At 71.8% G+C, this 11,166-nt stretch carries 13 protein-coding genes; 7 read left to right on the top strand and 6 right to left on the bottom strand.

What is annotated here, in order from left to right; genetic code table 11:
• Window positions 1-4 precede the first annotated feature (4 nt).
• Both ACGFI2_RS09040 and ACGFI2_RS09045 read right to left on the bottom strand, forming a co-directional pair.
• Window positions 5-661 (bottom strand): Maf family protein, encoded by a 657-nt coding sequence (locus tag ACGFI2_RS09040; RefSeq protein ID WP_393512982.1) that lies wholly within the window; start codon window positions 659-661, stop codon window positions 5-7.
• A gap of 10 nt (window positions 662-671) precedes the next feature.
• Window positions 672-1,790, bottom strand: a complete 1,119-nt coding sequence (locus ACGFI2_RS09045; RefSeq protein ID WP_393513173.1) for a S8 family serine peptidase — start codon at window positions 1,788-1,790, stop codon at window positions 672-674.
• A 157-nt stretch (window positions 1,791-1,947) separates the two neighbouring features.
• Here ACGFI2_RS09045 and ACGFI2_RS09050 point away from each other — a divergent pair, with 157 nt between their 5' ends.
• Window positions 1,948-2,178, top strand: coding sequence for a hypothetical protein (locus tag ACGFI2_RS09050; RefSeq protein WP_393512985.1), 231 nt, complete (start codon window positions 1,948-1,950; stop codon window positions 2,176-2,178).
• Window positions 2,179-3,150: 972 nt separating this feature from the next.
• On the opposite strand, the gene ACGFI2_RS09055 is transcribed toward ACGFI2_RS09050, so the two are convergent.
• Together ACGFI2_RS09055 and ACGFI2_RS09060 are read right to left on the bottom strand one after the other, a co-directional pair.
• Window positions 3,151-3,603 (bottom strand): hypothetical protein, encoded by a 453-nt coding sequence (locus ACGFI2_RS09055; RefSeq protein ID WP_393512988.1) that lies wholly within the window; start codon window positions 3,601-3,603, stop codon window positions 3,151-3,153.
• A gap of 101 nt (window positions 3,604-3,704) precedes the next feature.
• On the bottom strand, window positions 3,705-3,914 hold the full coding sequence (locus ACGFI2_RS09060; RefSeq protein WP_393512991.1) for an acyl-CoA carboxylase epsilon subunit: 210 nt from the start codon (window positions 3,912-3,914) through the stop codon (window positions 3,705-3,707).
• A gap of 91 nt (window positions 3,915-4,005) precedes the next feature.
• Here ACGFI2_RS09060 and ACGFI2_RS09065 point away from each other — a divergent pair, with 91 nt between their 5' ends.
• A complete protein-coding gene (locus ACGFI2_RS09065; RefSeq protein ID WP_393512994.1) occupies window positions 4,006-6,021 on the top strand; it encodes a protein kinase in 2,016 nt (671 codons plus the stop codon).
• A gap of 86 nt (window positions 6,022-6,107) precedes the next feature.
• On the top strand, window positions 6,108-6,323 hold the full coding sequence (locus ACGFI2_RS09070; protein WP_393512997.1) for a hypothetical protein: 216 nt from the start codon (window positions 6,108-6,110) through the stop codon (window positions 6,321-6,323).
• Between the two features lie 74 nt (window positions 6,324-6,397).
• On the opposite strand, the gene ACGFI2_RS09075 is transcribed toward ACGFI2_RS09070, so the two are convergent.
• Together ACGFI2_RS09075 and ACGFI2_RS09080 are read right to left on the bottom strand one after the other, a co-directional pair.
• On the bottom strand, window positions 6,398-7,150 hold the full coding sequence (locus ACGFI2_RS09075) for a GH25 family lysozyme (protein WP_393513000.1): 753 nt from the start codon (window positions 7,148-7,150) through the stop codon (window positions 6,398-6,400).
• A 93-nt stretch (window positions 7,151-7,243) separates the two neighbouring features.
• Window positions 7,244-7,804 carry a Uma2 family endonuclease gene (locus tag ACGFI2_RS09080; protein WP_393513003.1) on the bottom strand — a complete coding sequence of 187 codons (561 nt, stop codon included), beginning with the start codon at window positions 7,802-7,804 and terminating at the stop codon, window positions 7,244-7,246.
• 99 nt (window positions 7,805-7,903) lie between these two features.
• On the opposite strand from ACGFI2_RS09080, the gene ACGFI2_RS09085 reads away from it, so the two are divergent.
• From ACGFI2_RS09085 to ACGFI2_RS09100, 4 genes are all read left to right on the top strand, one after another.
• A complete protein-coding gene (locus ACGFI2_RS09085) occupies window positions 7,904-8,647 on the top strand; it encodes a M50 family metallopeptidase (protein WP_393513006.1) in 744 nt (247 codons plus the stop codon).
• A 93-nt stretch (window positions 8,648-8,740) separates the two neighbouring features.
• Complete coding sequence (locus tag ACGFI2_RS09090; RefSeq protein ID WP_393513008.1) at window positions 8,741-9,724, top strand: ketopantoate reductase family protein; 984 nt, start codon at window positions 8,741-8,743, stop codon at window positions 9,722-9,724.
• 56 nt (window positions 9,725-9,780) lie between these two features.
• The gene (locus tag ACGFI2_RS09095; protein ID WP_393513010.1) at window positions 9,781-10,284 is read left to right on the top strand and encodes a SigE family RNA polymerase sigma factor; all 504 of its coding nucleotides are present in this window, start codon (window positions 9,781-9,783) and stop codon (window positions 10,282-10,284) included.
• Window positions 10,277-11,149, top strand: a complete 873-nt coding sequence (locus ACGFI2_RS09100; protein WP_393513013.1) for a hypothetical protein — start codon at window positions 10,277-10,279, stop codon at window positions 11,147-11,149. Before ACGFI2_RS09095 ends, ACGFI2_RS09100 begins: the two co-directional genes overlap by 8 nt.
• The last annotated feature ends 17 nt before the right edge of the window (window positions 11,150-11,166 follow it).

Here is an 11,166-nt window from a genome sequence, read left to right on the forward strand (position 1 = left end):
GACGTTAGCCGAGATGCTCGATCTCCTGGCCCCCCGGCGCGACCTTCGTCCACAGGTCGACGAGGCGCAGCTCCAACTCGCCGAGCAGCCGGCGCAGCAGCGGCAGGGAGAGCCCCACCACCGTGCCCGGGTCGCCCTCGATACCGGTCAGGAACGCGCCTCCCAGCCCGTCGATGGTGAACGCGCCGGCCACCGCCAGCGGCTCACCCGTCGCCACGTACGCGGCGACCTCCTCGTCGTTGATGTCCGCGAAGTGCACGGTGGTTGACGCGACCGCCTCCGCGTGGGCCTCGCGCGTCACGTCGATCAGGCAGTGCCCGGTGTGCAGGACGCCGCTGCGTCCACGCATCCGCTCCCACCGCCGGGTGGCGTCGGCCGCGTCGGCCGGCTTGCCCAGGATCTCCCCGTCGAACGCGAGCACCGAGTCGCACCCGAGCACCAGCGTGCGCTCGTCCACGCCGGGACGCAGCCGGCCGAGCACCGCCTGCGCCTTCAGCCGCGCGAGTTCGAGGCACAGATCCTCGGCCCGCTCAGCGACCACCTGCGACTCGTCGACGCCGCTGACCAGCACGTCGGGTTCGATCCCGGCAGCCTGGAGCAGCTTGCGGCGGGCGGGACTCTGCGAGGCCAGGACGAGGCGCAACGGCACGGAGGTCGACACCCTGCCGACGCTACCGGCTGATCCTCGGCGGCGAGTCGCCGGCACGTCGACGACGACGCCAGACCAGATAGCCGCCGCCCGCGGCCAGCAGCACGCCGAGGGTCGCGAAACCCCGAGCGGTGCTTCCCCCGTCGCCGGTGTCGGGCCCGGCCGCCGTCGAGGCCGGCGGGGTCACCCCGGTGGATTCGAAACCGATCGGGGGTACGTCGGCGGTGAGCGCGGCGACCAGGTCGATGACCCCGTAGCCGTACTCGTTGTCCCGGCCGGGCGGGCCCTTGTCGATGGCGGTCGCGGTGAGCCGGTGCGCGACCTCCGCAGCGGGGAGGTGGGGGTATTTGGAGCGGATCAAGGCAGCGGCCCCAGCCACGATCGCGGCGGCATCCGACGTGCCGGTGCCGACTCGGTAGCCTCCGTTGAGGCCGGTGCTGTAGATGTCGACGGCAGGCGCAACGACGTCGATCTCCGGACCAGCAACCGAGACGGTAGCGTGACTCCCTCGCTGGTCGGAGCCACCGACGGCGACAACGCCTGGTTCGCTCGCTGGATAGCCAACGAGCGGAGACCTGCTTGCGTTGCCCGCAGCAGCCACGACAACGATATTCGCGTTGATGGCGGATCTAATGGCTCGTTGTAATTGAGCGTCAGCGCTACCGGCGGCCGAGATGCTGATTACCTGGGCGTGATGGGAGACTGCGTAATCGATGCCCTTTGCGAGCGCTTCCGAGGTTCCATCCTGATGGGCGGGGGAGGCATAGATCGGCAAAATCTTTGCTTTCGGCGCGATGCCGAGTGCGCCGCGTGCGGGGTCTTTGCTTTTGGCGGCAATTAATCCAGCCATACCAGTTCCGTGTCCGTCTCGGTCACCCAAGCCGTTGCCGGATCCTCCTGGGATAATATCGGTGCCGGGAACTAGATTTTCGGATAAGTCGGGGTGTGGATCGACACCGCTGTCGAGGACGGCGACGAGTACGCCCTCGCCCCGACTTATGGCATGAGCATTTAATGCTTTTAAGTAAATAAGGTGCCATTGCCGTTCATTTAATGCAAAAATCGCCTTTGAGTCGCTAGCGGTCGCACTTATTCCCGGTGTGAGGACGATTGCCGCTATTAGCACGCAGGCCCACGTCAACCTCACCGGGAAAATCCGATGGCCGGTCCTGGGTCGATTGGCCCCTCATCGTCGGGGGCTTGGACGACAGGGTCAACGCCCTCGTCAGTCTTCCAAGGATTATCGGGGTCCCAGGTGGGGGCAGACTCCTGGCTGCGGCGCTGGGCGAATCGGCTCGATGGACCGAGAGCGCTGGGCCCTGCTGACGCTGGGCTGCCGCCGAGTGGATGAAGCCCTGAAAGATTTCCCTGTTGAGGTTGGCGGCCTGTGCCTGGCCGAGAACCTGCTCCTCCAGCGGGAGCAGTTCCAGCTGAGCCACCACCAATTACGCCGCCAGGGGGATTCACCCTGCGAGGAGCGCCGCCGCCAACAGGCTGCGTCAGCCCTGAGTGAGGATTTCCTCCGATGAGCCCTCCGAAAGGCGCTGGGCGCGGAGAAGTGCCGGGAGGGACCGGGCCCCCACTGATGCCCCCACGAGTTGACTCGCCGTTTTGAAAAGGTCGCGACGTCGGGGTGGGCCTGAGCGGCCGCGACGCTGGGGGAAGGATTGGGTTTGCGCCCACCGTTGGTGGCCCGCCTGAGACGGACGTTGGTGGCGGTAGCGGTGGTGGCGGCGGGTTGAGAGCGGTACCCGCACCGCCAAGGATTGGGCCAGGGCCGGCCGCCGGAGCGACTGGCACTGTTCGGGTCGCTGTCCGGGAATCGGTTGGCTTGCTGACAGGCATGATTGAAACCGGGACAGGGATGACAGGAGGGATCGTTGGCACAGGGCCATCAGCTCCAGGGAGCACCTCGTCCATCTTTGGAATAGGCCTCGGTGGAGGTTGGCGAAGCATTACCTGGGCCTGCTGGAGTTCTCCGCTCAACCCCGTCATCAACCCGCGCGCCCGTACGTTCAACTGCTCCAGGTCGTCGTCCGTGACCGGGGGCCGTTCCGGCAACCGGCTGCCCGCCACCGCCTTCGGGTCGGCGATCGTCGCCTCGTACGCCCGCTTCTGCCGCAGCTTGGTCGCGTACTCGTCGTAGAGCGGCTGCAGTTCGGTGCGAGCGCTGCCGATGGCGCGGGCGGCGGCGGCGAGCGCGTCGTAGTTCGCGGCGGCCGCGTCGTGGGTGCGTTGCACCCGGTCGATGAGCTGGTCGAGTTCGCCCACGTACGCCCGCGCGGCGGCGTTGGTCTCGGGTGGCCACGCCTCGGCGAGCCCGCGGCGGTATTCCCGGAGCCGGCCGAGGTGCGCCAGGGCGAGGTCGCAGACCTTGCGCCAGCCGGCGACCTGCTTCCACTGGCCGGCGGTGTCCTGGTCGTGCAGGCACGCCCACATGCTGAGCACGTCCATCAGCCGCCAGTCGGTGAGCCCGGAGGTGCGTCCGCCGCCCCGTTCGATCACGGCAGGACCACCCGCCCCTGGTCGGGGCCGGTGGGATCGGCCAGCGGCGGGGTCGGGCGTGCGACGGCGGTGCCGGGTGCGGCGAGTGCCCGTTCGACGTCGGCGACGCGGGCGGACGAGAAGGCGTCCGAGTCGTCGTAGCGGGCGGCGATCCGGCCGGCGGCGTCGGCGAGCCGGCCGGTGGCGGGCGCCAGGTCCCACACCGCGCTGACCGCGGCCTTCTGCGTCTCGTGGTGGGCCTGCATGAACTGGACCAGCTCGATGAAGGCGTCGGCCGGGTTGGGCACCGGGGCCTTCATGTCGTCGGCGATGTAGGACAGGTGGGGGGCGTAGTTGCGCGTGACCTCGTCCTGGAGCCGGTCGGCGAACTCCCTCATCTGTCGGATGTCGGCCTCGATGCCGCCGTAGTCGCGCAGCCAGCCGGCTGGCCGGTTGTCCTCCGGGATCATCGGACCTCCCTGCCCGTCACCGCACGGTTTCCCTGAGTGAGGTTAATGGCTCCACGGGGATACCGGCAGCCCCAGCCCGGCTCGCGTACGCGGGGAAGGTTTCAGCGGGGAAGGCCGGAGGCGCGCCACGCGCCGGGACCGGCGGCGAGCGCCGCAGCCGGGCGGGCGCGGTGCGCCCACCGGGACACGGCGGGGGGCGCGGCGGCGGCGACGGGCCGGGTGCGGACCACGATCGCGCCGACCAGAGCGGCCAGCTCCTCGGCGGTGGGCACGCCACGGACGACCCGGAACATCGGCTCTTCGGCAGACATGGGCCAAGGGTACGCGTCGCGAACTCGACCTTCGGCATACAGTGGCGTGCCGGCGGTGTGAGCGTCGGAGCGGCCGGGTACCGTTTCTGCGATGTCGAACGCACTTCCCCAACTCGTCGCTGACCGATACCGGCTCCTCACGCCGCTCGGTCAGGGCGGCATGGGTCGCGTCTGGAAGGCGCGGGACGAGGTGCTGCACCGCGACGTCGCGATCAAGGAGCTGGTCCCGCCGCCGGGCCTCACCCCGGACGAGCGCCGCGAGATGCGGGAACGCTCGCTGCGCGAGGCGCGGGCGATCGCCCGGCTCAACAACGTGAACGTGGTCCGCATCTTCGACGTGCTGCGCACCGACGGCGACCCGTGGATCGTCATGGAGTACGTCGCGTCGAAGTCGTTGCAGGACACGATCGCCGAGGACGGCCCGGTCTCGGTGGCCAAGGCGGTCGAGATCGGCCTCGGCGTGCTGGGCGCGCTGAAGGCCGCGCACAAGGCCGGCATCATGCACCGCGACGTCAAGCCGGGCAACGTGCTGCTCGGCGAGGACGGCCGGGTGGTGCTCACCGACTTCGGCCTGGCGACCATCCCCGGCGACCCGAACGTGACCCGCACCGGCATGGTGCTGGGCTCGCCTGCGTACATCTCGCCGGAGCGGGCGCGGGACGGCACGGCCGGGCCGGAGGCCGACCTGTGGTCGCTGGGCGCCACGCTCTACGCCGCCGTCGAGGGCAAGTCGCCGTACGCGCGTCCGTCGGCCATCGCCACGTTGGCCGCGCTCGCCACCGAGCCGATGCCGCCGCCGCGCAACGCCGGGCCGCTCAAGCCGGTGCTTCAGGGCCTGCTGCGCAAGGACCCGGAGGAGCGGATCACCGCCGAGGTGGCGGAGCGCATGTTGCGCAAGGCCGCCGGGCGGCGGGCCAAGGGCATCTCGCTGCTGGACGGCGTACGCCGGCCGGGGCCGAACGGTCCGCGCGCGCCGCGACCGCCGCTGGTGCCGGCGCCGCGCCCCGCCGACGACCAGGTCGAACGCGCGGCCACCGGGGCATCCGGGGTCGCCGCCGCCGGGGGTACGGCGGTGGCAGCCGACCCGACCGCGAAGGTGCCGGCGCCCACCTCCGACGCGGGTCCGACCGCGAAGGTGGCGCCGCCGGTCGCCGAGCCGACGACCAAGCTCGACGCCGACCCGCCGGTCGACGAGACCCGGGTGGACGACGCCGGCGCGGCGCTCGACGAGACCCGGCTCGACGGTGAGCCGGTCCCCGCCGCTCCGGCGCCGCGCTCGGCCCCGGTGCCGGTCAGCCCGGCCCCGTCCGGGTCCGCGCCGGTCAGTCCGGCTCCGGTCAGTTCCGATCCGGTCAGCCCCGCGCCCTCGACCGGCCGGGCGACCGTGCTGCCGGGGGCCAAGGCGGCGCCGAACCGGCGCAACCTGCTGATCGGCGCGCTGGTCCTGGTGCTGCTGGTCGGTCTGGTGGTGGCGGTGCCGCTGCTGAACAACGGCGACGACGACGGTGACGGTGGCCGGCCGAACGCCGGCTCCTCGGTGGGGTCGGCGGGTCCGCCCGCGCCGACCGCCAGCGCCCCGCCTAGCCCGAGCGCGTCGTCGGCCAGCCCGTCGGCCAGCCCGACGCCGTCGGTGAGCCCGTCGCCGACCGGGTTCGTGCTGCCGGCCGGCTGGAGCTACTACACCGGCTCGAACGGCTTCAAGGTGCCGATCCCGAAGGGCTTCGAGGCCCGGCCCGGCAACAACCAGGTCGTGCTCTACGAGGTCGGCGGCGCCCGCCGGGTGCTGTTCATGCAGTGGACGGACCGGCCGGAGAAGGACGCGTACGCCGACTGGCAGAGCAAGGAGCAGGACCGGCGCTCGCGCGTCGACAACTACAAGCTGGTCGGCATCACCCGGTGCGACGGCTACTACCGCACCTGCGCCGACTGGGACTGGCTGGAGACGCGCAACGGTGGCACCCGGTTCCACGTGCGTAACCGGGGTGTGGCGACGGCCAGCAACCGGGGCTACGCGCTGCGCTGGGAGGTCCCGGCGAAGGACTGGCAGGCCAACCTGGCCAACTTCGACATCATCACCAAGGGCTTCGTGCCCGACCGGCAGAACTGACCCGGAAGTCCCACCGCCGCGAAACTGATTCGCATGACTTTCCGTAGTCGGGGGTATGAACACCCCGACGACGAAGGAGGTGCGACATGGGCTACCGACACAGGGACACCGGTCCCCGGCTGGCACTGTGGATGCTGGTCGCGCTCGGCGACGCCGTCCTGCTGCTGGTCGCCGCCGGCCTGTCCGCGCCGGTCGCGGTCCTCGGTGTGCTCACCCTGACCGTCGCCGGAGTGGCGGCGTGGCGCTGGACCCGTCGACCCGCGACCGTGCCCATGGCGGCCGCCGCGCGACGCCGGGCCTGACCGGGCCGAACCAGACGGTACGACGGCAGCGGGACCGCCCCGGTTCGAGGCGGTCCCGCTGCCGTTGCCGTACGTCAGGTGTTGTTCGCCAGGGCGATCAGCCGGCTCCGGTCACCGTTCCAGTAGTTGCGGTCGACGTTGCCGCTGATCCCGGAGACGCTGCCGGTGCTGGTGTACTGCCAGAAGCTCCAGACCGGGGCGCCGGCCGGCAGGGTGCCCGGGGCGCTGGCCCAGCGGGCGAGCCAGAGCGGGTGGTTGGCCCACGGCCCGGTCCAGCTGCCGGTGCACTGGTTCCACCAGCTCGTCGTGGTGTAGATGACCGCGTACCGGCCGGTGCGGGAGCGGTAGGTGTTGAGGAAGTCCTGGATCCAGTTGCGCATGCCGGTGGTGCTCAGGCCGTAGCAGTAGCCGCCGCTGTACGGGTTGCCCTCGATGTCCAGCGCGGCGGGCAGCGTGCGGCTGTCGGCGGACCAGGCGCCGCCGTTGCTGGCCAGGTAGTTGGCCTGGGTGGAGCCGGCGGAGATGTTCGGCCGGGCGAAGTGGTACGCCCCCCGGATCACCCCGGCGTTGTAGGCGTTCACGTAGTTCGTGTTGAAGTTCGCGTCCTTGAAGCTGGTGCCCTCGGTGGCCTTGATGAAGGCGAACTGGATGCCGGCGTTGCGCACGCTGGTCCAGTTGATGCTGCCCTGGTAGCGGGAGACGTCGATGCCGGGGGTGGTCGCGGCGGCGGCCGGTCCGGCGGTCGCCACGAGGGCCGCGGCCGCGGTGGCGGCGACGGTCAGGCCGGCGGCGAGAAGCCGGCGTACGGAGAGTCTGGTACGGGCCATGGTGTGCCTCCAGAGGACGTCAACTGATTGACGCCCATCTTTGGAGATTACTGCCCTAGATCGCAATAGGACGCAAGGAAACTTTCATCGAAGTCAGCGGAGATCGCCCGGATCCATCGCCCAGCGGAATGGCTCGGTCACGCTCAGCATCTCCCCGGCCTTCGCCACCGCGTCCTCGACGTAGTGCCCACCGTCGAGCCGGTGCAGCCGCAGCGAATGGCTGTCCCCGTCCTGCTCGACCAGCAGGTAGAACGGGATGCGGGCGATCGCGTAGAGCTGCATCTTGAGCACCCGGTCGGCGGCGGCGTTGCCGGGCGAGACGATCTCGCAGATCAGGCAGATTTCGCCGGCCTCGATCACGGTGCCCTCGTCGTCCGTGTCGGCGACGACCACGTCGGGGATCACCATGCGATCGAGGCCGAGCCGGACGTTGACCGCTTCGAAAACCAGCAACCCTAGTGGTCGAGCGACCCGGCGCAGACTGTCCACGAGATTCCACGACACCAGTTGATGCCTCTTGCTCGGGGCAGGGCTCACGATCAGGCTCCCGTCGAGCAGTTCGATGCGGTCGTGGCTGTCACCCAGTGCGAGATAGTCGGCCTCGGTCCACGGCTCAACGTGCGAGCGGTACGGCTCCCAGGGGGCTGCGCTCACCGACCTCACCTCCGTTCGGGCACCTCGTCCGATCAGTCTCACACTCTATGAGACACGGCCGGTCGAACGACACGACTCGGGCCGGTAGGCTCCCCGCCCATGCCCCTGATCGACGGCCTCACCACGCTCTGGGACACGCTGCTGAGCGCCCAGCCGGACCCGCCGCCGCTGCTGGTGGTGCTCACCGCCGTGGTCGCGCTCGCCGTGGTCGCCACCCGGCTGCCCTGGCGGATCGCCCGCAACGCGGTGACCATCGCGCACGAGGGCGGCCACGCGCTGGTGGCGCTGCTCACCGGCCGCCGGCTGCACGGCATCCGGCTGCACTCGGACACCTCCGGGCTGACGCTCTCGGCCGGCCGTCCCAGCGGTCCCGGCATGATCCTCACGCTGCTCGCCGGCTACGTGGCGCCGTCGCTGCTCGGTCTCTGCGGCGCGTGGCTGCTGGCCGGCAACCGGATCACGTTGCTGCTCTGGCTGGCGGTGGCGCTGCTGCTGGCCATGCTGGTGCTGATCCGCAACCTCTTCGGCGCGCTGTCGCTGCTGGTCACCGGCGGCGTCGTGCTCGCCGTCTCCTGGTACACCTCGCCCCAGGTCCAGGCCGCGTTCGCCTGGACCTCGGTCTGGTTCCTGCTGTTCGGTGGCGTGCGGCCGGTCTTCGAGCTGCGGCGCCAGCGCAGCCGGGGCCGGATGCCCGAGTCGGACGCCGACCAGCTCGCCCGGCTCACGCCGGTCCCGCCGCTGGGCTGGGTGGGGGTGTTCCTGCTGATCGCCCTCGGCGCCCTGGTCGCCGGCGGGCTGCTGCTCGCCGGCCCGATCCTCGCCGACGCCGGCCTCACCGGCTGACCCGTCCCGCGCCACCTCGCCGTCCCCGGCGGCACGCGCCGCCCCGCCGCGACACTCCAGCGGCAGGCGCCCTGGCGAGGCAGAATCGGACGGATGCGATACCTGATCATCGGAGCGGGCGCGGTCGGCGGCACCATCGGCGTACTCCTCGCCGAGGCCAACCGGGACGTGACGCTGGTGGCCCGCGGCGCGCACCTGGACGCGTTGCGCGAGCGGGGGCTGACGCTGCGGCGGCCCGACGGCACGGTGACCCGCCGGCTGCCGGCGGTGGCCGGGCCGGACGGTCCGCCGCTGCCGGCCGACACCGTGCTGGTGCTGACCGTGAAGTCGCAGGACACCGCCGCCGCGCTGGCCGGCTGGGTGGACGCGCCGGTCGAGGGCGGCGGTACGGCGGGTGAGCGGCTGCCGGTCGTGCTGGCCCAGAACGGCGTGGCGAACGAGCCGGCCGCGTTGCGGCTCTTCGCCCGGGTGCACCCGGTCTGCGTGTGGCTGCCCGCCACCCACCTAGAGCCGGGCGTGGTGGTCGCCAACGGGCATCCGCATCCGGGCATGCTGCACCTCGGGCGCTACCCGACCGGCGCCGACGACACCAGCCGGGCGGTCGCGGCCGACCTGACCGCCGCCGGTTTCGTCGCCCCGGTCCGCGACGACGTGATGCGCTGGAAGTACGGCAAGCTGCTGGCAAACCTCGGCAACGGCCTCCAGGCGCTGCTCGGCCCGGAGGTGCCCGAGCACCTGTCGCAGCGGGTACGCGCCGAGGGCGAGGCGGCGCTGGCCGCCGCCGGCATCCCGCACACCACCCGCGAGGAGGAGGCCGCCGAACGCGGTGACCTGGTGTCGCACCGGCCGGTCGACGGCGAGCCCCGGTCCGGCGGCTCCACCTGGCAGAGCCTGGCCCGGGGCGCCGGCTCGGCCGAGGCCGACCACCTCAACGGCGAGATCGTGCTGCTCGGCCGCCTGCACGGCGTACCCACCCCGGTCAACGCGGCGGTGCAGGCCGCCGTGCGCCGGGCCGTCCACGACCGGATCCCGGCCGGCGGCTTCGACGTGGGCGAGCTGGAGAAAATGATCGGCTGACCGGGCAACCCGGACCGTGCCGCCAGGCGTGTCCCTGGCGAACACGGGAGGTGACAGTGCCCGACGGCGACGACTTCGACGACTTCTACCGGGGCAGCCGGCAACGGCTGCTCGGCTTCGTCTACGTGCTCACCGGTGACCGGGCCGAGGCGCAGGACGCCGTGCAGGAGGCGTACATCCGGGCCTGGCAGCGGTGGTCGACGGTGCGCGCCTACGACGACCCGGAGTCCTGGGTGCGGGTGGTGGCCAGCCGGATCGCGGTGAGCCGGTGGCGCAGCCTGCGCAGCCGTGCCCGGGCCTACCTGCGGCACGGTGCGGTGGACGACGTGCCGGCGCCGAGCACCGAGACGATGGACGTGGTCGCCGCGCTGCGCCGGCTGCCCGAGGCCCAACGCACCGCCATCGCGATGCACTACCTGCTCGGCATGCCGGTCGCCGAGGTGGCCCGGGAGACCGAGGCGCCGGTCGGCACCGTCAAGGCCCGGCTGTCCCGGGGGCGGACCGCGCTCGCCGGGCTGCTCGCCGTCGTGGATCTGGAGGAGGAGGTGGCAGATGCCTGACGACGTCATCCTGGTGGAGGTGCTGCACCGGGACCTGCGGGACGTCCGGTGGGCAGAGCCGGCGGAGATCCGGGCCACGGCCCGGCGACGCAGCCGGCGGACCGCCGCGTTGGCCGCCGTGTCGGTGGTGCTGGTCGCCGCGCTCGGTGCCACGTTCATGGACCGGACCGGCGCGTCACCGCCCGCCGGTGACGCGGCGGGCGGCAACACGGAGATCCCGGTGGAGGCCATGCTGACCGCCGCCGACGTCCCGGTGCGGACCGGCGACGTGCTCAGCGATACGGACCTCGACGAGCCGGTCCGGGTCGACGACTTTCTCCAGGTGTGCGCCCGCGCCCAGGGGTTGCCGGTGCAGGAGCCGCGTTCGCGCTACTCCCGGTCACTGACCATGTTGGGTGCTCCCGACGGTGCCCCGCCGACCACGCCCACGGCGGTCGTCACCCAGGACGTCTACCGGTTGGATGCCGGAACGGCCGGCCGGTTCCTCGGCGACCTTGAGCGCGTCGTGACGGCCTGCGGCGCGTGGCGGACCCCCGGCCAGGTCTACGTCGACCGGAAAATGGTCACCGTCGATGTCGTGCACCGCTGGCGCGTCGCCGCGAGCGGCTTCGCCGGCGACCAGTCGGTGCTGTTGCGGCACGACGTCACCGTGCCACCGGACCCGGGGACCGGTCGCCCGCGGGGCGTCGGACCTCCGCCCGAGGACCGGGTGGTCGTCCGGGTGGGTGACCTGGTGACGGTCCTGGTGCCGGCGGGCGCCCTCCGCCCCGGCATCCCCGACGCCGAGATGGCCGAGGCGCAACTCCTGGACACGGCCCGGGCCGGGGCCGAGTACCTGTGCGTCGCCGCCAATCCGGGCTGCTGACGGAACGGCTCGTTGAC

The organism is Micromonospora sp. NPDC049282 (assembly GCF_043197045.1).
GTDB lineage: Bacteria > Actinomycetota > Actinomycetes > Mycobacteriales > Micromonosporaceae > Micromonospora.

Coding starts and splice junctions, on each gene's coding strand:
- ACGFI2_RS09050 (WP_393512985.1), top strand. CDS start 1,948: ATGGACCGAGAGCGCTGGGCCCTGCTGACGCTGGGCTGCCGCCGAGTG.
- ACGFI2_RS09055 (WP_393512988.1), bottom strand. CDS start 3,603: ATGATCCCGGAGGACAACCGGCCAGCCGGCTGGCTGCGCGACTACGGC.
- ACGFI2_RS09060 (WP_393512991.1), bottom strand. CDS start 3,914: ATGTCTGCCGAAGAGCCGATGTTCCGGGTCGTCCGTGGCGTGCCCACC.
- ACGFI2_RS09065 (WP_393512994.1), top strand. CDS start 4,006: ATGTCGAACGCACTTCCCCAACTCGTCGCTGACCGATACCGGCTCCTC.
- ACGFI2_RS09070 (WP_393512997.1), top strand. CDS start 6,108: ATGGGCTACCGACACAGGGACACCGGTCCCCGGCTGGCACTGTGGATG.
- ACGFI2_RS09075 (WP_393513000.1), bottom strand. CDS start 7,150: ATGGCCCGTACCAGACTCTCCGTACGCCGGCTTCTCGCCGCCGGCCTG.
- ACGFI2_RS09085 (WP_393513006.1), top strand. CDS start 7,904: ATGCCCCTGATCGACGGCCTCACCACGCTCTGGGACACGCTGCTGAGC.
- ACGFI2_RS09090 (WP_393513008.1), top strand. CDS start 8,741: ATGCGATACCTGATCATCGGAGCGGGCGCGGTCGGCGGCACCATCGGC.
- ACGFI2_RS09100 (WP_393513013.1), top strand. CDS start 10,277: ATGCCTGACGACGTCATCCTGGTGGAGGTGCTGCACCGGGACCTGCGG.